This window comes from Bradyrhizobium sp. WSM1743, from assembly GCF_000473065.1.
Lineage (GTDB): Bacteria > Pseudomonadota > Alphaproteobacteria > Rhizobiales > Xanthobacteraceae > Bradyrhizobium.
This window is the reverse complement of record NZ_AXAZ01000033.1, coordinates 1-23,626: the sequence shown is the minus strand read 5'-3', so window position 1 is coordinate 23,626 and position 23,626 is coordinate 1. Positions and strand designations below refer to the sequence as shown.

At 60.9% G+C, this 23,626-nt stretch carries 20 protein-coding genes and 5 pseudogenes; 7 read left to right on the top strand and 18 right to left on the bottom strand.

Annotated features, from left to right (window positions below; translation table 11 throughout):
• Window positions 1-49 precede the first annotated feature (49 nt).
• The 3 genes from YU9_RS47910 to YU9_RS0120020 form a co-directional block, all read right to left on the bottom strand.
• Window positions 50-637: a hypothetical protein gene (locus YU9_RS47910; protein ID WP_156951999.1), complete on the bottom strand. Its 588-nt coding sequence runs from the start codon at window positions 635-637 to the stop codon at window positions 50-52.
• Window positions 586-1,215 (bottom strand): hypothetical protein, encoded by a 630-nt coding sequence (locus YU9_RS47905; protein WP_156951998.1) that lies wholly within the window; start codon window positions 1,213-1,215, stop codon window positions 586-588. The genes YU9_RS47910 and YU9_RS47905 overlap by 52 nt, the downstream gene beginning before the upstream one ends.
• Window positions 1,216-3,310: 2,095 nt before the next feature.
• Window positions 3,311-3,553, bottom strand: a complete 243-nt coding sequence (locus YU9_RS0120020; RefSeq protein WP_027574423.1) for a hypothetical protein — start codon at window positions 3,551-3,553, stop codon at window positions 3,311-3,313.
• Between the two features lie 875 nt (window positions 3,554-4,428).
• On the opposite strand from YU9_RS0120020, the gene YU9_RS0120015 reads away from it, so the two are divergent.
• The gene (locus YU9_RS0120015; RefSeq protein ID WP_156951997.1) at window positions 4,429-4,740 is read left to right on the top strand and encodes a hypothetical protein; all 312 of its coding nucleotides are present in this window, start codon (window positions 4,429-4,431) and stop codon (window positions 4,738-4,740) included.
• 63 nt (window positions 4,741-4,803) lie between these two features.
• Here YU9_RS0120015 and YU9_RS0120010 read toward each other — a convergent pair whose 3' ends face one another.
• From YU9_RS0120010 to YU9_RS49100, 5 genes are all read right to left on the bottom strand, one after another.
• Window positions 4,804-4,986, bottom strand: coding sequence for a hypothetical protein (locus tag YU9_RS0120010; RefSeq protein ID WP_027574421.1), 183 nt, complete (start codon window positions 4,984-4,986; stop codon window positions 4,804-4,806).
• Window positions 4,987-6,446: 1,460 nt separating this feature from the next.
• A complete protein-coding gene (locus YU9_RS49110; RefSeq protein ID WP_027574420.1) occupies window positions 6,447-7,283 on the bottom strand; it encodes a hypothetical protein in 837 nt (278 codons plus the stop codon).
• Window positions 7,276-7,485 carry a hypothetical protein gene (locus tag YU9_RS0120000; RefSeq protein ID WP_027574419.1) on the bottom strand — a complete coding sequence of 70 codons (210 nt, stop codon included), beginning with the start codon at window positions 7,483-7,485 and terminating at the stop codon, window positions 7,276-7,278. Before YU9_RS0120000 ends, YU9_RS49110 begins: the two co-directional genes overlap by 8 nt.
• A complete protein-coding gene (locus YU9_RS49105; RefSeq protein WP_027574418.1) occupies window positions 7,482-7,685 on the bottom strand; it encodes a hypothetical protein in 204 nt (67 codons plus the stop codon). The genes YU9_RS0120000 and YU9_RS49105 overlap by 4 nt, the downstream gene beginning before the upstream one ends.
• Window positions 7,682-8,242: a hypothetical protein gene (locus tag YU9_RS49100; RefSeq protein WP_027574417.1), complete on the bottom strand. Its 561-nt coding sequence runs from the start codon at window positions 8,240-8,242 to the stop codon at window positions 7,682-7,684. Before YU9_RS49100 ends, YU9_RS49105 begins: the two co-directional genes overlap by 4 nt.
• 411 nt (window positions 8,243-8,653) lie before the next feature.
• Between YU9_RS49100 and YU9_RS47890 the strand changes: the two are divergent.
• From YU9_RS47890 to YU9_RS0119980, 3 genes and pseudogenes are all read left to right on the top strand, one after another.
• Window positions 8,654-8,779: pseudogene (locus YU9_RS47890) on the top strand (IS5/IS1182 family transposase); the annotation flags it as partial.
• Window positions 8,780-9,383: 604 nt separating this feature from the next.
• Window positions 9,384-9,683: a hypothetical protein gene (locus tag YU9_RS44665; RefSeq protein ID WP_156951996.1), complete on the top strand. Its 300-nt coding sequence runs from the start codon at window positions 9,384-9,386 to the stop codon at window positions 9,681-9,683.
• 31 nt (window positions 9,684-9,714) lie between these two features.
• Window positions 9,715-9,930, top strand: a complete 216-nt coding sequence (locus YU9_RS0119980; RefSeq protein WP_051380439.1) for a hypothetical protein — start codon at window positions 9,715-9,717, stop codon at window positions 9,928-9,930.
• Between the two features lie 605 nt (window positions 9,931-10,535).
• Here YU9_RS0119980 and istB read toward each other — a convergent pair.
• Both istB and istA read right to left on the bottom strand, forming a co-directional pair.
• Complete coding sequence (gene istB, locus YU9_RS0119975) at window positions 10,536-11,300, bottom strand: IS21-like element helper ATPase IstB (protein WP_036017638.1); 765 nt, start codon at window positions 11,298-11,300, stop codon at window positions 10,536-10,538.
• A 24-nt stretch (window positions 11,301-11,324) separates the two neighbouring features.
• Window positions 11,325-12,318, bottom strand: a pseudogene (gene istA / locus YU9_RS45905) (IS21 family transposase); the annotation flags it as partial.
• 502 nt (window positions 12,319-12,820) lie between these two features.
• Here istA and YU9_RS0119965 point away from each other — a divergent pair.
• A complete protein-coding gene (locus YU9_RS0119965) occupies window positions 12,821-13,108 on the top strand; it encodes a hypothetical protein (RefSeq protein WP_027574414.1) in 288 nt (95 codons plus the stop codon).
• Window positions 13,109-13,250: 142 nt separating this feature from the next.
• On the opposite strand, the gene YU9_RS0119960 is transcribed toward YU9_RS0119965, so the two are convergent.
• The 5 genes and pseudogenes from YU9_RS0119960 to YU9_RS41910 all read right to left on the bottom strand — a co-directional run bounded on the left by YU9_RS0119960 (window position 13,251) and on the right by YU9_RS41910 (window position 18,882).
• Window positions 13,251-13,667: a hypothetical protein gene (locus YU9_RS0119960; protein WP_027574413.1), complete on the bottom strand. Its 417-nt coding sequence runs from the start codon at window positions 13,665-13,667 to the stop codon at window positions 13,251-13,253.
• Window positions 13,668-13,686: 19 nt separating this feature from the next.
• On the bottom strand, window positions 13,687-13,908 hold the full coding sequence (locus YU9_RS0119955) for a hypothetical protein (RefSeq protein WP_027574412.1): 222 nt from the start codon (window positions 13,906-13,908) through the stop codon (window positions 13,687-13,689).
• Between the two features lie 471 nt (window positions 13,909-14,379).
• Window positions 14,380-15,577, bottom strand: a pseudogene (locus tag YU9_RS41915) (IS256 family transposase).
• A gap of 1,256 nt (window positions 15,578-16,833) precedes the next feature.
• The gene (locus YU9_RS0119930; protein WP_027574410.1) at window positions 16,834-17,055 is read right to left on the bottom strand and encodes a hypothetical protein; all 222 of its coding nucleotides are present in this window, start codon (window positions 17,053-17,055) and stop codon (window positions 16,834-16,836) included.
• A gap of 782 nt (window positions 17,056-17,837) precedes the next feature.
• A pseudogene (locus YU9_RS41910) lies at window positions 17,838-18,882 on the bottom strand (glycosyltransferase family 4 protein).
• 375 nt (window positions 18,883-19,257) lie between these two features.
• Here YU9_RS41910 and YU9_RS0119920 point away from each other — a divergent pair.
• Window positions 19,258-20,880, top strand: coding sequence for an alpha-amylase family protein (locus YU9_RS0119920; RefSeq protein ID WP_027574409.1), 1,623 nt, complete (start codon window positions 19,258-19,260; stop codon window positions 20,878-20,880).
• A 637-nt stretch (window positions 20,881-21,517) separates the two neighbouring features.
• Here YU9_RS0119920 and YU9_RS0119910 read toward each other — a convergent pair.
• From YU9_RS0119910 to YU9_RS41905, 3 genes and pseudogenes are all read right to left on the bottom strand, one after another.
• Window positions 21,518-21,745, bottom strand: coding sequence for a hypothetical protein (locus YU9_RS0119910; RefSeq protein ID WP_027574408.1), 228 nt, complete (start codon window positions 21,743-21,745; stop codon window positions 21,518-21,520).
• A gap of 216 nt (window positions 21,746-21,961) precedes the next feature.
• Window positions 21,962-22,258, bottom strand: a complete 297-nt coding sequence (locus YU9_RS0119900) for a hypothetical protein (RefSeq protein WP_027574407.1) — start codon at window positions 22,256-22,258, stop codon at window positions 21,962-21,964.
• 114 nt (window positions 22,259-22,372) lie between these two features.
• Window positions 22,373-23,188 (bottom strand): annotated as a pseudogene (locus tag YU9_RS41905) (Ku protein).
• A 253-nt stretch (window positions 23,189-23,441) separates the two neighbouring features.
• Between YU9_RS41905 and YU9_RS41900 the strand changes: the two are divergent.
• The coding region (locus tag YU9_RS41900; RefSeq protein ID WP_036017632.1) for an IS630 transposase-related protein at window positions 23,442-23,626 on the top strand (185 nt) is incomplete at its 3' end.

The window sequence follows — 23,626 nt, the reverse complement described above, 5'->3', positions numbered from 1 at the left end:
GCCGTTCCTGCATCAGCTCAAGGTCACCTGCGGAGTAGGGGAATCGGCTTTACACCGGCTTTCGGAGTTGTCGCGACGAAACCATCTCGGCTTCAGCTTCCTTGATTGTGTCGAGGACGTTTTGCACGGACGCTTCTAGAGTAGATAGGGGAGCGGGACCGGCTTCGATTTGCGGTGGACACCGTAAGCTGATTGGGCGGGCATCGTCGGCTCGCGCTTCGGAGCAGCGCATCGCAGCAAAGGCTAACACGCGTTCGGCATACCTATGGCGAAATGGCAAGAATGTGATAATGCCAAGTGCCACGAGTGCCATCATCATCACTAGCGACAACCCGTTGTTGGAGCCGGTTATCGGCGCGTCGTTGTCTTCGATAATGCGTGGCGGGATGACCTGAACGACATCCGCCGCCGGGACATCTAACGGTGCCGTGCCGATCGTTTGCTCGCCTTTGCGCTCGACAACGAGTGGCGAAGTGACCTGAACGACATCGGCCGAGGCATCTACCGGTGCCGTGCCGATCGTTTGCTCGCTTTTGCCCTCGACGACGGATGGTGGCGCGACTTGAACTTCATCCCGCGCGCGATTTACCGGTAGGCTGGCAGCCGCATCATCATTTCCCGGGCGACGCGGGGCCAATGGGCTTCGCGCCCCAAGCGGCTGCACAGGTTTGTGATCCGACAATATTGTCCGCATTGGTTCGTGCGGTTTGAGCTTCGTCCGCTGAGCTTTATGAATCTTGTGGTGGAAAGGCGCGGGCGTCGCGTGTCTCCACATATCCCATCGAGGACGGGGCGCGCGTTCGCGGAACGGATAAAAAGCACCGTCACGAAGCCAGCCGTCACCAGACCAATCCTTGCTCCGTTGGATCTGCGTGCCCAGCCGGTTCGGGTAAGGGAAACCGTATGCACCGGCATAGGGATCGCCCCCACCGTACCCCCCACCGGCACCATCGCTGGCAGCTCCCGCACCGCCACTGGCACCACCGCCACCGCTGGCAGCTCCCGCGCCACCAGCGCCACCGGCACCACCGGCACCGGCTCCCGCTCCACCAGCGCCACCAGCTCCCGCGCCGCCACCGCCACCACCCCCGGCTCCCGCTCCACCGGCGCCACCAGCTCCCGCGCCGCCACCGCCACCGCCTCCAGCGCCCCCGCCACCAGCGCCACCGCCGCCGCCGCCACCACCACCACCGCCGCCGCCAGCCCCCCCGCCACCACCGCTCCCGTGCCCGAATGCTTGGGTGATTACGGGAGGAGTAATTAGGGTCATCAGCAACGTTGCTACTACAGTAAACTTAATCACCGACCTGAGCACATCTGGCTCCAATAGCTTCGGGCAGCGCGAAATTCGCTTGTGTATCCACGCGTCTCAATCCGAGATTAATCGTGCAGGTGCCAACCCACGCTCATCTTCAGAAGCCCGCATCGTCGCGTTTCGTTCGGCGTATCTCGGTTCGCTCCTCTGCTCAGCCTGATGCACTCGTTCGCGAAGGGCGTCCAGTTCGGCGAGCTGAGAAGCTAAAGCTTCTAAACGGTAACGAAGAACAACGGCAGCAGCATCCGCTCCGCCGCATGAATTGCCCGCCCATGGCACATCGGCTGATTTGAAGAGATCGGCCCATCGCGGGGCCGGCGGGAAACTCCGGGTACTATGGAGGCCACTCATGGCGAGACCCTCCCTATGTCACGGCGCGACCTTCCCTATGGCGACGTTCGGGCGATTGAGCTGCGCACGTTCACCGCAGCGATTTCATCGCAAGCAAGTGGGGATCGATCCCGGGTCGGTGACCTGATGGTTTTTGGTATCACAATTAATCACCCCGGAGCTTTAAATAAATTAAACGACGATACACAAATTCAATCACTAAATAACAAGGCACAGGCAATAGTGGACCTTGACCCCCCGTTCCGCCCGCCAGAAGCACTTCGTGCTCGATGGCGATGCGGTTGCACTGGCCGCCGATGGCATCTCAGATTTTAACGCGCTGCGGAAGAAAAAGGGGCGGCCTGCGCATGCTTCATGCGAAAGACGAACTTGGAGCGGCTGATGGCGGGTCGTGTCTTCGTCAACCCCTTCAACGCGGCGAGCTTCGGTCTGATCTATTTCGGGCGCGCAATTTAAACCGGCCCCAGCCGCAGGATTGGGGTAAACAGCCGGGGCCGGCATTCCCATTCCAATGTGCCGCAATCGGCGGTAATCGGCACGCTTTTAACTAGCCACACGAAAGCTAACGAACTGTTTTCGAAGGACCCGAATTCGGATGAAAGTGCTTTGGCGTCGCGACACCGGGCGCTCGCAGGGCGGCCCGCATCCCGCCGTAGACCCTCTCTCGTGACTTGCTACCTAATACGGACATGAAAGCGCGGCGGCGTCACGCCGCGCGCAAAGGGAGACATCCATCTGAAATTTCGGTGCCTTGGCCTGATCCCGGACCTCGCATAGCATCGCCAAAGGTTTAACATCTCACCGGGATCAGACAAATGAGCCGTTTCCTGTTGTGCTGCATAGCCGTTACCTGCTTCGCAGGAGCTTTGGTTATCCGTTCTTCCGAAGCGAATGCTGTCTTTTGGCGCGGCATCACTGCGCCAACGAACATCGACATTCATGGATGGCCGATCATCAAAAGCCCCCACCCAGCCCATGCCAGTGGATACGGGTGAGCGGTGGCTACTGGGTCCGACAGTGCGTTTACTAGATCAGCATTGGCCCATCGCTCAATGCAATCTTAGGCCGAGGCCGACCAGCACCGCTGCGTCGTCGGCCGCCGGGCGCAGTGGAGGCTGTGGCCACTGCCGCCGGAAGTTGGCGTCGGACAATCACCACCTGCTGCGGGGCCCAGTGGCGCTGGCTCCTCGACCCCGCCGGGAGGCAGACGGTCTCTTGTTCGATCAGTGAGGAGACACGATTGCGGCTACACTGAACGCCACCAGGCAGGCGGCGGCAAGTGACCAGAGCGCTATTGCAGATTTCTCTAGGCCTGAGATTTCAACACCGCTTGATATTCCTTGATATTCCAAGGTTCCCCTTGGAGGCGCGGCACAGCTTGGGCGTCTCTACTGTTCCGGCTACCCGTTCAGAGCTTGCAGCGCCGCTTCTAATTCCGCGAGGATGTCGTGCAGGAGCCCAAGCGCGAGCGCTCCATTCAGAACATTCCGGTCAGGATGAAAAGGCCGATCTCGACCACGAACGTGATGGCCATGATTGCGACCGTGAGGAACACATCGCCCACCGGGAGAGGGGTCATGGCGCGCGCCTCCCCGTTGCGAAGCCCCGAAGCCCAGTAGCCAACCTCGTGATCTCGGGAATGTTTCAGTTCCCCAGTCGGCGATCGCCTAGCATTTCGAGTTCGCTAATCGCCTGCGCTGAAATCTGTGCAGGGTCTTTGACCCCTGTTTGGGCGATCTTGATGATTGTTCTCGCCACCAATTCCGTGAGCGGATCGTCGCGATCTTTAACACAGAGAGTACGCAACGTTTGCTCGTAAGCTTTTGTGATACAGGCAATTTCCTTCGGTGTCATGCCGTGGGTTTGCAAATGTAGGTAGATCGCCATGTCTCGCCCTCCAGCACGCTCATGAGGTCGGATGATACCATGGAACCGTAGCTTCACCGCAAACCTTCAATTGGAGCCAATCGGCCGACGAGCCGACCGGTTCGAACTGAGATAGAACAAAGCCATATCCTACTTCAGCGGGGGATCGATCCTTCAGGCGTCAAATTGGATGCCGGGGGCGAGACCGTCCGGTTCGAGGATCATGGCAAAGCCGGAAAATGTTGCCCTTCCGACATTTGCGAATGGAACATATTAATTGTATTTAAATTTATTTAATTCGTGGTACTTTAATATCCTATCGCCCAACAAATCGGGAGGATTGGCCGCTATGCCCGCCGAAGACGACGACCGACGTGAGTTTCTGAAGACTTGCGGAAAATTCGCGGCGGTCACGCCGCCAACCATAACTATGCTGCTTTCGACCCCCCTCACGTCAAACGCTATTGCGCACTCCGGAGGTGGAGGCGTCCGTGGTCACGAGCACCACGAGCATCATCATCACCATCACGACCGCGACTAGCGCCTAAGGCTTTTCCGGATGATGAGGCCGCCCTAGAGGCGGCCCTAGTGCTTTGTCAAAGGCTTTCCCGGTTCTTCTGCATTGCCCCGATGTGATCAGGCGGAAGCTCGCCCGTGCGATCTTTTAGACCGGCCGCGCGCTGGATCAAGCTAGATAGATGCATCCGTCGGGTCCTTGTTGCTTTGGCCCTTCCAGCAGCGACCCCTGCGGCCTCAGCAAACACCTGCAAGTGTGCATACCCCACCTGTAGGACCGCGTCTCCCGCGCTGGAAGGCGCTTTTGATCTAAACCCCTGTGGAACCCTCGGCGGTCCGGGCCTGTTACATCAAAAATGGAAGCCAAGGAGGACTTCGGCATGATGAAGATGGCTCTTGCCGCGGCGGCAGCCACAGCCGTGCTGACGACTACCCCGCTCGTCACTCCGGCCAAGGCCGAAGGCGTCAAGATGGCCCAAGGCGTCGATGTCCAGATCGGACGGGACCGCGATGACCGCTACTACCGCGATGATTATTATAGAGACCGTCGCCGCTACAACTCCGACACCACAGTTGGCGTCGGCCCAGGTGGCGTCACAATCGGCCCACGACATCGTTGCCACTACGAGACTACCACGGTTGAAAGGGACGACGGCCGCAGGATCACGCGCAGGGAGCGCGTCTGCGACTAGGAACGGCTGAAGGCCAGCCCGACGGGGTCTTACGCGGCGGCGGCGCCAGCGGCGCAACGCCGATCAGCCCATGTGCTTCACCGTCGAAGTCGGCCAGCGACCTTCATGTCCCGCGACCGAGATGCGTAGCCCGTGCTCATCATCGAGGAAGACGCCATCAATTGTGCCAGCCTTGCCGTCAGTCAAAACGACGGCCTTGCCGACTAACTCTGTCTCGGCCTCGTGCAGTTCGCGCAAGATATTCATCGCTCGCGCGTCGCCGGTACTTGCAGCACTCACGATGCACCCTGCAGTGTATTCTAGCACGCTGATAATTTGACGCGAGCGTTCAATCGGTTCTGAGCCGATCCTTCGATCTCACCTGTTATTATGGGCGCGGTTTCAGCCAGCCGCGCCAGTGCGGCGACTACGCTGAAGAGCGCGAGGATTGTATGCTCTGTTTATGTCGATGCTGTAGAAATGGCATGGAGAAACCGGCGACCTGCTCGGCCCAGATCATCCGCCCCTTAGTGATCCGCAAGCTGCGAACGTAATAGATTGCTCGGCTACAGAGCCGCAAGATGGCTCGTAGCAATCTTGGTCAATCAGACGGCAACCAGCTCCGATTAAGTTGAGCCGGCTATTAATGTAATTGATTTCTGTTTAGTGTCAGTGAACGAGTTGACCTCACCGGATCTGCCGACTGACCGAGAGCTGTATTTTCCTCGGCCTCTTGCACTCGGCCTCGAAGGATCTCAAGTTCGGCAAGCTGAGAAAGAAGTGCCTGAGCGCGCTGGCACAGGACAACGCGGTTGTATGGCCGATTACGATTACTCATTGCACGCCCCGATCTTTGAAGAGGTCGGCCCATTGGGTCGATTTTTCATCACCGTGTTACAGGCGTTTTCTCACCCGGCCAGTCAAGCGAACTGGTCGAGCTACCGACATTGCATTCCCGGAAGTGGGACGACAGCTCAAGCTCAGCCAAGTGCTCCCAGCATTCCGCGTCCGCGAGCAGTTTCCATTTGTTCATGCTGTTGTACGCGGCCTGTTGACGGCACAGCGAACCCATCGCGCGCAAGCGTCGCACCTTCTCCACTGCGACCCTCCTTCAGCTTGTTTTTTCGGAAGCCTATTCTTTCTGATGTGCCGAAGTCAAACTCTTGCAGATTGAGATTGCGAGCGATAGACCGCTGTTCGACGGTCCATGATGACAGCGCAATCGTCTTACTTTTCGTCTTGGCTTCTGGGTTGACGACCGAGCAACGCTAAGCGCAGGATAATGTCGAGCCCTCCAAGCCCCCCAAAGTCGAGGCGCTCTTTAGGAAGGTCACGGCTCCAGTCCCACAACTGGAGCCGTTTTTCTTTGTCCCCGCGAAATCAGCGATGCTGCGCTAGAAGCGCGCCGGACATTCTTAAGCAGCAAGCGCCCTTCGCTCCATTTCAGAACTGCAACTATATTTGTGAAGCAGCGCTCATTGAACGATGGTTAGCTGTGATCAGTTCGGGCCGAGTGCGTTTGATCCCAATCTATTGTGGCCCGCTGCCTTGCACTGAAAAGACCGCCTGCGGGCGGTCTTTTTCCGTCTCGCCCTCGGTATTCGCTCATCCTCTGGTTAGACGATATAGATCATAACAAAGGCCCCGACGATGTTGCACGTCGGGGCCCTTCAAGATCGTCAGGCAGGTTACATCCGCCGTGCCCTACGATCCCTTGATGTCGCCGATTACCGCACGCGATCTAGTGCAGAACGTGTCACCGCTGCGGCATCAGCGTCATCACATGAGGCACGAAACCGCTCGGCCGCCAGCTCGGCATTCCGCCAATCGGCCCGGCGCCGCTGCTCCATCGCCAATGACTTGCGCACCTCCACATCGCGAATAATTTCATCGATCTCAGCACCGTCCAGCGTGCGCTTGACCCGCAACACGATGGACAACGTGATCAGCACTTCACCATAGGGCATCAGCAAATCACGCGCCGCGATGTCGCAATGCGCGAGGAAGCTCTCGATGGCATCTTCGCTCTTGCAGATGAGCAGCGCCAGCTCACGCGCCTGCCGCAGATCATCGAGAGCAGACCGGCTGTCGTCATCGCCCAACAACATACGTTCGGCAGCCCGGCCGGCTGTCAGCTCAATGCAATGGCTATACACATTCGCGAATACGTCAGAGACGGAACTGATGTCCTCGCCCGGTTTGGGCATCACAGGAGCGATGGCCTCCCGAACATCGGAGGCATCGCCGCGACCGTCCGCGAACGCCTCCTCGTGACCCTCGCCCCATACGCGGCCTTCATAGCCGGGTCCCGGGTCCACCGTCGCACCGCCCAGCGGATGGCCGAGCAGGCGCGCAGCGACGATGTGGCCCGCCTCGTGAGTGGCGATCTGGCAGTCCTGGTCGTACGTGCGAGCGAGCTTGGCGAGCAGGTTGTTGTACTCGCCGGCGTCTGCATCGGGGCCGCTGCCGTTGTCACCACCATCGACATGAGCAGCGGCCCCCGGCCCGCCGACAGATGTTGCATACGGATCGTTGCCGACCTCGGTCGGGTTCTCCTCAGACATCGCCTAAAACCTTCCTGTGCCGCGCCAGCATGCGGGCGCGGGTAGCCGCGACAACGCCGTCGCCCGGTCGCGGCATCGCGCGGGCAATCATCTCCACGGCGGCCGGGATGTGGTGCTCGTCTTGCAGATCGATGACCCAGCCATCGAGCCGATGTGTGATCCGGTGGGGTTCCCACCCCGGCGGTGCGGCTTTGCGGCTCACAGGCGCGTCACCGAAATCGTGCCCGTGCGCGTCGCGCCGCGGTCAACCAAACGGAAATTAGCAGCGCGCAGAGCGTCGGAGGTGTCGGGGGCGGTGCCGCTATGCTCCTCGAGCGCGTCGAGATCGACGACATCGGGCGCTTTCGGATTGAAGTCGCCGCCGCGCGAGCCACGGGGCTGGGCGCGGCGCGGATCCGTCACAGGATCGCCACGCGCAGGCGCAGCGCACGCTGCGCAGTCGCCACGGGCATGATGGCATCTTCGAACTGCCCGGCGAAGCGGGAGCGGCCGTCATGGTCCCGGTACTTCGCGGACTTCAGCATGAACACTGACATAGTGGGCGCGGCCGGTTCCGGCACCGACACAGAAGCGGAGACCGGCTTGGCCGCCGGGATCGGCGTAACGCCGTCACGGATCGCGTCCACCATGCCGCGCAGCTCAACGAGCGCAAAACCGGCGGCGACCTCGACCTGCGTCGCGGTGTTGCCGACAAAGCGCGCCATTGCACCGCTCTCATGGTGGAAGTGAAGTGTCTCCAGAGCGTCGGCAAAGCGCTTGCCAGCCGCCAGATAATCCGGCAGCGCCCGCTCAACCGCATCGAGGTCACGCGCCAGCTTTTCGCTCGCCATCTTGCGTTCGAGGGTGGAGCGCTCGGCAGCGAGCTTCTGTTCGGCGTCGGCAATCTTCGTCTGCACCTCCGCGAGCGCATCGGCGTAGCCGTCGCGGGACACGGTGCAGGCGGCGAGCGCGGTCTCCAACGTCGTGCGCGCTTCTCGTCCGCATTGAGATCGGCTTCGAGGTGGTGACGCTGGAGCTTTGACTTTGCGTCAGAGAACTCTGCGTCAGCAGCCGCATGACGGCTGCTCAAGGTCTCGGCGCGCGCGCGCAGCGAGGCCAGTTCGGCTTCGAGTTTTTCCATGGGTGATTTTCGCCGGAAGAATAGTGCCATGCCCTCCAAGCTAGGGAGAGCAAGGCGATTTGCGAAGGCTGGACCTGTGGGGCGCACATGGCGCTGCGCTAAAGTCTAGTTGTTGTGGCGCGGCCCAATGATTGCCGGATGGGGACGAATGTCTGCTAGCCCGCTGACAGCGGTGGAATAGCGGACCTTGTTCAACGGCTGCTTGGGGCCATGAGCGGAAGTCGCCACTCTGCTCGATCACCTCGTCTCTACGTTTGCCTGGTTCGGACGCAATCGACGGCTCGCCAAAGACTTCGAAGCAACCATCGCAAGCGCGGAAGCTTGGGTTCTGATCGCGAGCATCCGCCTGCTATCCCGTCGCCTCGCGAGATCCTGATATGCCAATGACCTATTTTGAGTCAGACTCTGAGGACGCAAGGCCGCCGATTTCCAGCCTTTGAATGGTCCAGAGCCTGCCTGAATTGGTTAGCGAATTGGTAATCGGCGGTCGGCAAGCGCGCCCGCGGCGAGAAGCTTCCCAGCGAACGACAGAGCACCCTGATGCGCTGCCCGTGCGGGCCGTATTCGACAGCTGGGAGCCGGGCGAGAGCTACCCTCACAGGGCTCACCTCTACGCCGCGCAGAAGACGGGAGCAGTGCGGTGGTGAAGATGACCGAAGCCCGCCCCTTTGCCACGCCGGAGCAGCTGCGCGTCAGCTGGTCCAGCTCGCCGTCAGCGTCGAGCCGGTCAAGGACCGCCGCATCCGAGCAGATCACCGCGCCGCGTCTCTAGACTATAAGCTCTTGTTTTCACGGCACTATTCTCAATTAAATGAAGATATAAATAGAAATAAATAAATTAAATGGAATACGCTCAATTTAATTGCTAGAATGGAACCCATTGGCGTTCGAGCTCCCAAATACAATAGGTGGTCATCCCACCCCTCCGGGCGCCGTAGGAGCTGGGGGCCGGCTCGAAGCAGGTGGAGGAGCGCTTCATCATGGACCGGCGGCAATTGAAGGGCATGTCCATTGACCGGTTGTGGGCCCTTCACACAAACCTCGATGAAGTTCTCACCGTGAGGCTAATTGCACTGAAGAGCGAACTTGAAAAGCGCCTCACAAAGCTTCGTCAGGACTATGATTGTGCGACCGTTCTGCGCGAACGCGTTCAGGTGCTCGTTCGCCAGCTTGCTGAGCTCCAGAAGCTCCAAGAGAGGGTGCAGAAAGCCCAGGAGAGGACTGTCTGCGCCCACACGTATAGGGAACACACCGGAGAGGGCCGGGAAAATCAGGCATAGCATTTGGCTCCCTCAAGGAGGGGGGTGGATCATGAGTGAGTTCAACGATCGCACACAAGCAAATCTGATTACGGTGCTGGAAGAAACCTGCCGTGAGCTGCCGCATCACGGCGGCGACCACAAAACTCGCAAATACATTGCAGAACAACTGATTGCAGCCGCGCGGTCCGGCAAGACCACACTAGGAGATCTCCGGGTCGTAGCGGGCCACGCCCTAATGACGTTGACGGGCCGCGAAGCGAGCTAGGAATCCCCGCAGTAGCCCTGCGGTCAGGGACCATCCGAGGGCAGAGTGGGCCAGAAGCTGACAAACTAAGGCGCGGCCGCGCGCCTCATTGGAACCTATTTACAACTTCTAATTTATTTAATTTTGGGTATTTAATTTAGCCGCGCAAACAAATCGTAGGATGGACGCCATGCCCTCGGAAGACGAAGACCGCGCCGTGAATTTCTGACGACCTGCGGAAAATTCGCAGCGGTCACCCCACCTGCCATGCCCATGCTGCTTTCCACTTCTCTCACGTCGAACGCCATTGCGCACTCCGGAGGTGGAGGCGTCCGGCACGAGCACCACGAACACCATCACCACCACGACCGCGACTAGGGCCGGTAATCTTTCCGAAGGAACGACGAAGCCGCCTTGGAGGGGCGGCCTCAAATCAATTGGGGCCGAGTTCTCTCGCGGCCGTTTTCCGGTCCTACCTTCTCGCGGCGGCCGGCGAAGTGTCAAGCGACGTCCGGATTTGACCCCGCAGCGACATGAGGAAGTGACCCCCTTGTTGTTTGCAGGACTGTAGCAAGCCGCTCGCGAAGCGCGCCCGTCATAGCGCTGTAGCGAGCGAGCGGCTTGCTTCACGACTTCTTCTCCGATTTGGCTTCTGGTGCAGCGGGCTTCTGCAGCAGTCCGCTGCGGCGCTTCTCCTTCAAGCGATAGCTGTCGCCGCGGATCGTGATAACGTGACTGTGGTGCAGCAGACGATCAAGGATCGCGGTGGCAACCACGGGGTCGCTGAAGACCGAGCCCCACTCGCCGACACTGCGGTTGCTGGTCAGCAGGATCGCGCCTCTCTCATAGCGACGGCTAACGAGCTGGAAGAACAGATGCGCGGCATTGGGTTCAAAGGGCAGATACCCGAGCTCGTCGATGATCAAGAGCTTTGGCTTGGCAAATTGCGCGAGTCGCTCCTCGAGCCGCCCTTCGCCGTGACCTTTAGCAAGCTGCGCAACGACAGTCGTGGCTGCGACGAACTGAACGGAATGCCCAGCCAGGATCGCTTCGCGACCAAGAGCGACCGCAAGATGGGTCTTGCCGACGCCAGGTGGCCCAAGCAGCAGCACGTTCTCGCCATTGGCAATCCAGCGGGCGCTCGCAAGCTCACGTATCTGCTTGGGATCCAGCGAGGGCTGGGCCGAGAAGTCGAAGCCCGACAGATCGCGAACGAACGGGAAGCGAGCAAGTTTGAGCGTCATCTCGACGCGCCGCTCATCCTTGCGGGCGATCTCGCGCTCGCACAGCAGCACCAGGGTCTCGCGTAGGCTCAGCTCTTGCCGGCCGGCCTCATCCAACAGCCCATCCAGCTGGTCGCGGACAGCCGTCAGCTTCAGGCGCGTCAGCATATCGCTCAGGCGGTCGGGGACAATGGCTCGCACGCGACGGATCAGTTCACGTGCGGCCTGGAAGGGCGGCCTCCCGGCGATGGGCTTCAGCGCATGCGCCTCAGCGCGCCTGAAGCGCTCAATCGGTACTTCGCCCGTCGTGCCATGCTGGCGTAGGTCGGCGATCTCCCACGTCCAAGCCTCAAGGTGCGCCTCAAAGGCCTCCCAGCTCGGGAAGGTGCGGCCGGCGACCGCATTCCGCTTGACGTAGCCGACGCCATTCTCGGTCTTGCCCTTGGTGCGGGCTCGATATGGCGCGCAGGCCCGTGGCCGGAAGCCCCAGTGCTTGGCAAACGCGGTCAGCTTGTCATTAAACACGACGGTGCGCGTCGCGGCATCGTGTTCCACGACCAGCGCACGCGCATTGTCGAACAGCACCTCCTCGGGCACGCCGCCAAACTTCACGAAGGCGCTTTCCAAGCCATCGAACCAGCTCTCTTGCCGTTCGTTGCGGAATGCCCTTGCATGGTGCCGGCGCGAGTAGCCCAACGTGGCGACGAACAGGTAGGCGCGAACCTTGCTACCGCCGATCTCGACCAGCCGCTCGCCAAAATCGATCTGCAGCTGTTTGCCGGGCGGTGTCTCGAACCGCACCGTCGCACGCGCCTCGGCCGCAACCTCCTGGCGATAGCGCTGGACGGCCCGCTCGACCGTGCGCAGGCTGACGATGATACCTTTCTCGGCTGCCAGCTCCTGGCGGATCACGTCGGCATTGCCGTGGTGCTGCCGTAGGCGCTCCTTGAGCCAGATCTCCTGGCCATCGAGTGCCTTTGCGGTGCGGCTGCCGATACGGCGTCCAGCCGCCGGCCGCCACGTAGTCCTTCACCGTGTTGCGGCTAATCCCGAGCTCCCGCGCAATCCGTTTACTACCCCACCCCAGCTGGTTGAGCCGGAGTATCGCCGAAACCTCGTCCGGCTCCAGCATGGCCTCCCTCCGCGGATCTTTGAACCGCAGAGGACCTGAACTGAGTCGCTGCATAAAACCCCCGTTCTGACCGTGTCGCGAGGGGGTCAATTCCTCGTGTCGTCAGGGGGTCAATTTTCCACGTCGCCCGACAGCGAAGACCGCGCCTATTCCCGCTCCACATGCGCAAGGCCAACCTGGAGCCAACAGCTGGCGCGGCGCCCGGACGGCATCACGGTAGCGCCGTTTGAACGCGGCGAGATCGGCCATGAGCTATTCCGGGCCGCCTGTCGCATGGGCCTTGAAGGGCTGGTCTCAAAGCATCGCGATCGGCCGTACCGTGGCGGCCGCCAGAAGCACTGGATCAAGGTGAAGAACCGCAACCATCCGGCGATGGATCGGGAGCTATAGCAACACGGCTGTTCCAGAATTAACCTGATCTCGCTGCATCAAGCTTAATTCTGCAACTCGATTGCAGGGTCGCTGCGAAGCGTTACCTTTTGCGCGCCGGACATTACCCGTCCGGGTCCACCAAAGGCGAAGTCGTCGCGCCAACATATTCGACGCGGCGCTTCGTTTGTTGCAGGCCGTTCGTTTGAAAAAGCAGCCGGACCACGAACAGCTCGATCTCATGGAGATGCGCCGGCAGCTCACGGCCTTGCGCTCGCAACACTCAGACAACCTTGCGATAGCATCGCTACTGAACCGCTTCCTCGTGAAGATTGCATTCCTCTCGGAGCCTACAGACCCGAAGCACGAACAGTATCTCCGATCTGAGTTTGCAGAGACGCTGAAGAAGGTGAAGGCGATCATCTCTCGCAACCCAGCAGCAAAGCGACCGGCGGTCATTAAACCATCCAAGTAACACTAACGATTGCATCTCGTTGCGCTCGCCGGCGGCGGCGCCGATGCTGGATGCAGTCGCGAAGTCGTCCTTGTTTCGCGTACTGACGCCTTCGCGGCAAGGGGTCGCCGGCATTCGTCGGCGGCCCCGCCCACGAGCAGCCTCAGTAGGCCCGGCGCACCACTAGCCGGTCTTTCGGAGAAACCCTATTGGCAAGCGAAAGGACGGCCATTTCGTCGGTTTCGAGCGCTATTTTCTGGGCGAGCATGACATCGCCGGCCGCCAGAGCGCTTTCGGGAACGAAACACCAGCCGGTCTCAGGCTGTCCGGCTTCGTCGACCTGCACAACATTACTCACGGTACCATAGTGAACTCGATATCGGCGGCCGGTGTGAGAGCCAGTGACTTCGAAATAGCCTTCGGCATCGAACTGCGCGCGCTGATCGGGAGACAACCATTCGCGCAGAAGACGACGCGCACGCGCTTCCGGTCCACATTCTTCGAAGAAGCTACGATAGAGCGTACGCAGAGCGTGCACACTCGCCCTGTTACCGACGCCACTCCGTCTGAATAGAAACATTCGCTGCGCCGCAAAATGTCTACCCGCCGACGAGGCGCGGATAGAACAGCGTCTCGTCCGCAGTCGGATCAAATGTCCGCACGACATTGAGATCGCTGGCCGCCGTCCGAGAGGCAGCGGTAAATCCTTGGCCGGTCAACTCGCGAAAGCGGCGCTCAGCCTTTGCTAGCCCCTCCGGATCAGTTTGGTCAAAAAAGTGTCTGCTGTCGCCCGTGTGGTCCATCACGATCTGGGTAGCCATGGCAGAAAACTCCGCAATGCCGGCCTATGATGCGGAAGAACCTCGCGGCAGCGAACAGTGTTCCTATTCTCGGCAAATTTCGGTGCCCTTTCGCGCAACGCGCGAAGCTGATCGCGAAGCGGAAGGCGGCTTATGGAGCCCTGCATCCGCAGACGAAGCACGGCGCGACCGGGCGCGGGCGTTGAAAGAGTTCTCAGGTTGAGAAGTCTAACCGCTTCACGGTCGACACGGCCGCCAAAAGCGGCCGTTCGGCGGCATCCATCGCCCCCGACGCGACCTGCGCGAAGGCGCTAGGCGCCGATCTCGACCGTGTTTCAAGACGTCGCGTACCAAGCGTACCAACCGTCAGGAAATGGAATGAGCGGCCAGTGCGTGTTTTCGGCGTTGTCGTTCGCGGCGGCGGGGATCGTGTTCCGTAGCGTGGTGTAGCTGAGTGGAGTTCACCACGTTCGCCGGCAAGAGCCGGATCGGTCAGCTGGCGATAGCCGGAAGGCTGACGGTTGGATCATCGCTCAACGGCGCGATGGTTTCCAGCGTCATGTAGCGGGCACGCTGGACGGCCCATTCATCGTTCTGCTCGAGCAGGATCGCACCGACGAGGCGAACGATGGCGTCCTCGTTGGGGAAGATGCCGACCACTTCGGTCCGCCGCTTGATCTCGCCATTGAGGCGCTCGATCGGATTGATCGAGTGCAGCTTGGTCCGATGCTGTGGCGGGAAGATCATATAGGCGAGCACATCGGTCTCAGCGTCGTCGAGAAAGCCGGCAAGCTTGGGCAGCTTGGGCCGAAGTTGATCGGCGACCTTGCGCCACTGCGTCTTCGCGGCTTCGGCATCATCCTGGGCGAACGCGGTGGCGATGAAGGCGGAGACGACGCGCCGGCCGCTCTTGCCGGCATGCGCCAGCGCGTTGCGCATGAAGTGCACGCGACAGCGCTGCCAGGTGGCGTTGAGCACCTTGGCCACGGTGGCCTTGATGCCCTCATGAGCGTCGGACACGACCAGCTTGACGCCGCGCAGGCCGCGGCGGGCGAGCTTGCGCAGGAACGCCGTCCAGAACGGCTCGGCCTCGGAGGGACCGATGTCCATGCCGAGAACTTCGCGTCGGCCATCGCTGTTGACGCCGACCGCAACAATCACCGCAACCGAGACGATGCGACCCTGCTGGCGCACCTTCACGTAGGTGGCGTCGATCCACAGATACGGCCAGTCGCCCTCGATCGGACGGGCGAGGAAGGCCTTCACCTTGTCATCGATCTCGCCGCACAGCCGGCTCACCTGGCTCTTGGAGATGCCGGTCATGCCCATCGCCTGCACCAGATCGTCCACCGAGCGGGTCGAGACGCCTTGCACATAGGCTTCCTGGACCACGGCGGTGAGCGCCTTCTCGGCCATGCGGCGGGGCTCCAGGAAGCCGGGGAAGTAGGAGCCCTTGCGCAGCTTGGGGATGCGCAGCTCGACCGCCCCGGCGCGGGTCTCCCAGATCCGGTCGCGGTCCATTGCGCTGCGCCAGACGTTCGGGGTTCTTCTCGCCGTAGCCTGCCCCGGTCTGGCTTTCGACTTCCAGCTCCATCAGACGCTGGGCGGCAAAGCCGATCATCTCGCGCAACAGATCGGCATCGGGGGTCTTCTCCACGAGCGTGCGGAGGTTCATCATCTCGTCGGTCATCGGTGGTTCCTCGAATCAGGTTGGTGTCAGCAACCCGACCCTACCGGCGAATCATCGATGACCACCGCAAAGCCGCCCGCCCGCTACGGCGCTGTTTGGAGGCGCGCGTGCGGGCGGCTTTGCTCTACCGAGCTACACCATCAGTTGGGACACGACCCCGCCGGGTTTTGCTCGCAGCTGTAGTATCGGCGACGGACTTCTCCACCTCAGGGGCACTCGCCTCGGTGCACGCGGCGCACCTGAAACATGAACAAGCTCCCCACCCGAAGCGCGATCAAATTTGCAGCGTTCTCAAAACGATCAATCCAAACTTAAGGAGACGACAAGATATCGCGTCCCTCTCGCAAGCAATAGGAGCGCGGCCCTGACGTAGTTGCATTCGGTGGTCGCGTAGCGCCATCAGGCTTACTGCAAGGCGCCGGTTTGCGCGACGCGCGCCCGGCGGAAGCCGGCGCCTTCCGTGCGCAAGCCGATGCCCTCGACATTCAAAACGACGGCTCGCCGATGAATACGACGCCGCGCAGGCGCGGGGCGAGATTGCGTCGCGAACCAATGACTTGAAGCAGAACGCCGTTCTTCCATTCGGGGAAGAACCGACTGGCCTCGTCTGCAACATGCCCTCATGCTCCCCGTCGGGACCACGTCGGAGCCTCTCGAAGGAGAAGGCAGCACAGATTAACACCGAGGGCAACTAGCCTCGAATTTTCAGCTTAGTTGCTGTTCTCATGCGGGGGCTCACAGGTGTTCCGATTGAATTCAGCACGTCCTGAATCTCCGCTACGCAACATCTTTCGCCGATGTCCAAGCGAGGACGTTGCGGCTCAACCAAGGAGCCGGCTTCGCCGGAACATGAAACCTGTTGGTGCGAACCTTCTGGCCACCTCGAGCGTGCGGCTCTCGCAGCATTCCAGCGCGATCTTTTGAGAAAGCATAACATCTCCGACTGGCAGATCACCACGTGGCATGAAACACAGGCCGCGGGTCGGCCGGCCCTTTTCATCCACCTCGCAGACGTTCGTCGACGCGCCTGCGTAGATCCGATATTTGCTGCCAGTGTCGCCACCGATGACTTCGAAATAGCCCCTTCCCGCGAACTGTAGGCGCTGGACCGGCGATAGCCACTCCCGCAAGAGCTGTAGCGAGCGGCCCTCTGGAGTTCTCTCGGCGCCGTGTCTGATGAAGAGGGCCCGAATAGCTCTCGCGCGCCGGCCTTGACGCGAGTGAGATGATCTGAAGCCGAACATGGCGTGGGCCGATCACCCGCCGACCAGCCTCGGGAGGAAGACGGTTTCTTCCGCGTTGGGGTCGAACGTTCGCATTTGCGATACTTGATCCGGATCCGTCCGGACCGCCGCGGTGAAGCCGGCGTCGATCAGTTCGTAGAACCGCCGCTCCGCCTTTGCGAGCTCTCGTGCATCGTCTGGATTGAAAAAGTGACGGCTGTCGCCGGTACTATCCATCACGATCTGGATCGCCATGATCGTCTTCCTCGGAATAATGATGGCCAAGGACTTGAAACAAGTATCCATCAGAACCCGCGGGTTTTCAAGACAAGAGATATCATCGCGAACGTCGGACCTGATCAGTCCAAAGACCAATGTCGGGATGACCCGTCGCGGAGCCGATTTGATCAGGCGGAAAGATGAAAACCCTCAGAGCGAGTTGCCGAGCCGGCGCGCCCGGCAGGACGGCATCGAACGTCTCGCTGAGCTTGCGGTAATACCAAATGGTCCCGTCGCGCTTGGCCGCTCAAGCCCAACCAACCGAGTGATGGCGACGGACCGCGTCACTGGTAGGGAGGCGCTTACACGACGGCTACGAAGGAATACCTCTGCCCGGTAACCCAACAATGGACGGAGCGCTCACATCGGCACCGGCTGCGTCACACCTAATTCCACCGCCACCGTTGAGGATCGCGCTCATGTCGAGCATGCGGACTTCACGCCCGGGAAAGCGGCGTTTCAATTCGTGCTCAGCTCGGAGGGACCGTCGAAACACGCGGTCAGGAGTGCGTGGTCGGTGACGAACACGTTCATGAAGTCGTGGCAGCGCCGCACTCCGGGGCTCCGCGATAAGCGCATCCGGCACCACCTCGGGAATTTCGATGCCGTCCAGCCCGACTTGACCTGGCTCAGGTGCTCAATGTTGCGCTTGTGCCGTCAGCTTCCCGCTCCCCCTGGAACCACGACCGTCTCCAGCCCGTCGCGCAACGTGAGGCCGACCAGCGCGATCCCGAGAACAGTCTCGACGATCTGTCCGATCAAAGAGCGGCGGTGGCCCGCGGGACTATGCTCACGAGCTGCTCATAGTGTCCCACGTAGGCACGCGCCATCCGGTCAGACGTGAAGCGCTCCTCGAAACGCGCTCGCACCATGCGTCGGTCGATCCGCGCCAGGTGCTTCACCGCTTGAACCGCTTCCTCCTGTCCTTCGACAATGAAGCCGCTGATGGCTTGATCGATGACCTCCGGCACCGAGCCGGCCCGGTACGCGATCACCGGCGTGCCGCAGGCCATCGCCTCGATCATCACCAGGCCGAACGGCTCGGGCCACTTGATCGGAAACAGCAGGGCCGCAGCGCCCGACAGAAACGGCTGCTTTCTGCTCTCGTCGACCTCGCCCACGAGCCGGACCTCGGCTCCGTCGATCTGAGGCTCGATATTCTTCTTGAAATAGGCCGCCTCTCCCCGCGGAACCTTCGCCGCAATCCGCAGCGGCATTCCGGCGGCCCGGGCGATCCGGATTGCGTCCTCCGGACCCTTATCGGCTGTGAGCCGCCCCAGAAAGGCCAGATAGGATCCTGGCTCATATGATGGACGTAACTGACTGACTGGCAGTCCGTGGTAGACGGTGCCGCACCAATTGGCTCCTTTGACCGGGATGCGCTGATCATCCGAGATCGAGACGAAACATGCATTGGGGAATTCACGAAACGCCTCGGGAATCCCGGGCAGATCCAGCCGCCCATGCATCGTGGTGACGAACGGAATTCCCAGGCGCGTCAGCAGCGGCAGGTGAAGCCAATCGATATGAGAATGGATGATGTCGAAATCTCGGGCACGCCGAGAGATCGCTTCAAGCAGAATTGCGGCGGCCAGATTCGACGCGGGGACGGCCCAGACGCAACGCACGAGGCCAGACCGGATGAAGTTTCGCGCGCGTGGTGGAGTCCCCGCTCGCAAACAAGGTCACCGCGTGGCCGAGCTCGACGAGTTCGTCGACGAGCCAGGCGACCACCCTTTCCGTGCCGCCATAGAGCTTCGGAGGAACGCTTTCGGCCAAGGGAGCAATTTGGGCGATCCGCATCGGTGTGGTCTCACCCCGCCGCGGCACTTCGCGACGTGAAGCACGCCACCAGCAACGCGGCGCACATCACCACCAGAAAGGTCCCGGCCGAGATTTTCTTGGGTCGGCGTGATCCGCGGCGCGTGAGTGCTGCTTTCATCGGCCACCTCGATTTATCGCCACCAACTACCGCACCGGGAGAACGTTCCGCCGCTCCGCTTCGGACCCTTGAGTCCAACTCCATGCCTGCCGCGTACAATGCCTTCGGTAAAATTGGACGACCTCCAGCGGCCATGCCGCCCCAGGCCTCGTTGCCAAGAATTCCCGGAACGACTGCCCTCAGTTGCAGTTACCTGCAAGCCGTTCGATCGCTCGGCCAGCAAAGGAAGTCGGCGCTTGCTCGATCTCTGGTACAAGAATGCCGTGATCTACAGTCTTAACGTGGCCACTTACAAAGACGGCAACGGAGACGGAATCGGCGATTTCAAAGGACTAACCGAGCAGCTCGATCACATCGCTCAGCTTGGCGTAAACTGCCTGTGGCTGCTTCCATTTTATCCCAGTCCCGGACTGGACCACGGCTACGATGTCACGGACTACTATAACGTCGCGCCGGCACTCGGAACGTTGGGCGATTTCGTCGAATTCAGTCATCAGGCCCGACTGCGAGGATTGCGGCTGATAGTCGATCTTCCCATCAATCACACTTCGGACAGGCACCCCTGGTTTCAGCAGGCTCGCGCCGACCCGTCGTCGCCGTTTCGGGAATACTACGTCTGGTCAAGCAGCGAACCCGAAAACAGCACGGAGGGCGTCGTGTTTTCCGGGGTCCAACTCAGCGTATGGACTTACGACCTCTGCGCGCAGTCGTGGTACTATCACCGATTTTACCAACATCAACCCGACCTCAACATAACCTGCGCCGCCGTCCGCGACGAAATCTTCAGGATCTTCGGCTTCTGGCTTGAACTCGGTGTATCGGGATTCCGGATCGACGCTGCGCCGTTCGTCGTGGAGGAAATACGCCCGGACCGTCCGGCGAAGCGGCGGTACGAGTTTTTCGCCGAGCTCCGCAACTTCCTGTCCTGGCGCAAAGGTGACGCTGTCTTGCTGGCGGAAGCAAACGTAGAACCCGCGGAGCTTCAGCATTATTTCGGAGATGGATCGCGGATTCACATGCTATTTGCGTTTTTGTTGAATCAGCACTTGTTTCTTGCGCTTGCACGTGAAAGTGCCGAACCGCTACGGCGCTGCATGACCCAGCTCCCCCGATTGCCGCAATTCGCGCACTGGGCCCAGTTTCTCCGCAATCATGATGAGCTGGACCTCGGCCGTTTGACTTCCGAAGAGCGCGACGAAGTTTATGCTGCATTCGCTCCTACCCGCAAAATGCAACTTTACGGACGGGGAATTCGGCGGCGGCTCGCCTGCATGTTCGGAAACGACCGTCGCCGCATCGAGCTGGCATTCAGCCTCCTGTTCAGTCTTCCTGGCACACCCGTCATTTACTACGGCGACGAACTGGGAATGGGCGACGATCTGACGCTTCCGGAGCGATGGCCTGTACGTACGTGCATGCAATGGACCGACGACGAAGACGGCGGATTCTCCACGCGGCCGGGGCATCGTTTGCTTCATCATGTAATCCGCGAGGGCCAATACGCACCAGCCAGGGTGAATGCGACTGCCCAGCAGCGCGACCCGGACTCGCTGTTCAATTGGTTACGGCGTCTGGTTGAAATGCGCCAGTCCTGCCCGGAGATCGGCTGGGGTGAATGCACCGTTCTCGAAAGCAACTGTCCCGCGGTGCTGATCCAGCATTTCGTTTGGGAGGGCAAATTCTTGCTCGTGCTGAACAACTTGTCACAATCCAGCTGCAGCACGGAAATCAGGGATATTCCGGAGGAACGGAAGCTGACCGATATATTTGGTAACCGAATTTACGATCGGAACCCCACCGCCGAAGCCACTGCAATCGCGCTTGATGGCTATGGCTATCGATGGTTCCGCCTCGATTGAGCCAATGAGCGGCATCGTCGACGATTATGCTCGTCCTCCCGATGCTTAGTCCCGGGCGCGCCGCAGCGCGACCTGCAGCCGCTCCCTTACCTCTCCCAGAGGTCGTCCTCGGCGCGTGAACGCTCCTCCAGAGCTTCGGCCTCGGCCCAAGGGCCGCCCTCTTCGCATGGTCGCGCTCGGCCTTGTCCAGCGCCTTGCGCTTTGGCCGTCAGCTTCTCGCGCTTCGCACCGGCGCTCGGCTTCGCGCCGCTTCTGCTCCTTCTCGAAATCGGCGGTAGCCCTTCGAGCATCCCGGTCGCTGATCTCGGGCGGCTCGCCTCGCCGGCTTTGGGCGACGCTTTTTTCTGCTGAGCCCTGGTTTCACCGGATCTCAGATCCGACTGCAGATCGGAGTGCTCGGCGAAGCGTCCGTTCGAACCCGCCGGCCGCTGACCACTACGCCTGGCCTGGATATCGTCGCTGCGACCACGTCGGGGTCCTCCTCTCGTTCGCGACAGCCTAATGGAAAAGATTGCTGCCGGCGTCCAGGGCCTGCAATGGCGCCTTCATCGAGGACGCCGCAACCGCGACGCAGAAACCCAGAGACGTCTGAAAAGTCTCGAGCTTCCTGGCGATGAAGCGTGCAGGCTCCGGCTCTCTAGCGCCGGCGGGCGAACCAAACTCCCACCAGGAACGCGACGACAAGCGACTGCAGCGGCGCCTTGACGGTCGCCTCGCGCAGCCGGTCGGCCCATCGCATCGCAGTCTCCTGCGAAGGCGAGTGGAGCGGTCGCGGACGCGCTCCCGACGTCTGCTCAATGCTCCCCTGCTCGTCGACCAGCCCGGAGGCTTCCGTCATTGCCGAGGCTTCCTTCATATTGTCCATGCGGCTCTCCTACACTGGCGTCAGGCCGTCGTCCGCTGCGGCTTGGCGGCAGCCTCCTTCGCCACCGCTTCTTTCGCCGGCTTTTTGCCGGCGATCGACATCAGCATATCCTTTCTGACCTGCAGTCGCCTTGCGCAGCTTCTTAATCGCTTTGCCCGAAGGGCTGGCCTCGGCCGATGCGCCGCCGCCCACGCTCCGACGATCGCGGCTTCAACGTCACTGGCTGTTGGGCTTCTTCGCTGGCGGTCCGCTCTTGTTGCCCGGCAGGCCCTTAATGTTCGAAGTGTCCTGCTGTTGAACGGTCGGATTCTGCTGGTTCGACGTCGAGCCGGAGCCGACGGTCTCGCCAGGCTTTGCGGCCGGGCCACTCTTGTTTCCGGGCTGACCGGCGATGCCGGCACCAGAGTTCTGCGCGCTCGGCGCGCCTGAGACGTCTGGCTGCGTAGTTTGGGCAAGTGCTGCCGGAGCGGAAAGCGCCAGAGCGAACACAAGGGCGCTTGTGATCGATCTCATGTTATCCTCCTTTGAAACGAATTCGGAAGCGCGGGTGCGGCTACCTTCAGCTCGAACGTTCGGAGGGCCGCGCGCGTTCCTCGCGTGCGAGCGAAGTGTTACCCATCACGACGCCTAGGCCGACTTCCGCTGCGGTTTAGCCGAGGTCTTCTTTGCCGGCTTCTTGCCGGCAATCGGCATCAGCATTTCCTTCTGCCCGGCCGCCGCCTTCCTCCCCTTCCTCGCCGGCTTCTTTGGAGTCTTGGTCTCGGCGGCCTCGCCGCGCACGCTCCGACGCAGCGCCACCATAAGGTCGACGACGTTTGTCGATGCCGGCCACTCCTTCGGCGTGATCGGCTTGCCGGCACGCTTCTGGTGGATGAGGTCGATGAACCGCCTCGCCTTCTGGTTCACGATCTGCCAGGCGAGGTCCAGCATGTCCTTGGTGACTTTGACATCTTGGATCTCATCGAAATATTCCTCCTCGCTGCGCACCTCGTATGGATAGCGCAGCAGTGTGCCGACCAAGCCCTTGTCCATCGGCTCCAGCGCGATGATGTGCTCGCGGTTGGTCAGCACCACGCGCCCAATCGCGACCTTGTCCATCTCGGGAATGGTCTCGCGGATCACGGCGAAGGCGTCGTGCCCGACCTCGCCGTCGAGCGCAGATAGTAGGGCCGGATCAGATAGCGCGGCTCGATGTCAGACTTGTCGACGAACTCGTCGATCTCCATCGTGCGCGTCGATTCCAGCGCGACCTCCTCGGCTCCCCTTTGTGACCTCGATGAACTGGCCCTTATCGAGCTCGTAGCCTTTGCCTATGTCCTCGTTGGGAACCTCATCGCCAGCGTCGGCATCGACCTTCAGGTATTTGATGCGGTGCCCCGTCTGCCGGTTGAGCTGATTAAAGCTGATCTTCTCGCTCTCCGATGTGGCCGGATAGAGCGCCACTGGGCAGGTGACCAGAGACAGACGCAGGAAGCCTTTCCAGTTGGGCTCGCGGGGCCAGGTCACGCAGGACTCCGTTGGGGTGGCCTGGATTCAAGACGAACGGCAGATGCCAGTTCCGACACGCCAGCCAGTCTGAGCGAAGATTCATCCGTGCGTCGGGCTAAAGCGGGATGGGGTTAGTTTGAATCGATTTGGGATTCCCAAATCAGTGTATTTCTGATTCACCATGCTGGCTGGGCGGAGGCCAGCATGGATGGGCAAGCCTTATTCTCTGGATCTACGCAAGCGTGTTGTGGCCGCGATCAAGGGCGGGATGTCCCGCAATCAGGCCGCCAAGCGATTTGGAGTGGCGATCAGCACAGCCATCGGCTGGATGCAGCGGGTCGAGAAGACCGGCAGCGTTGAGCCTAGCCAGATGGGCGGCTACAAGCCGAAGGC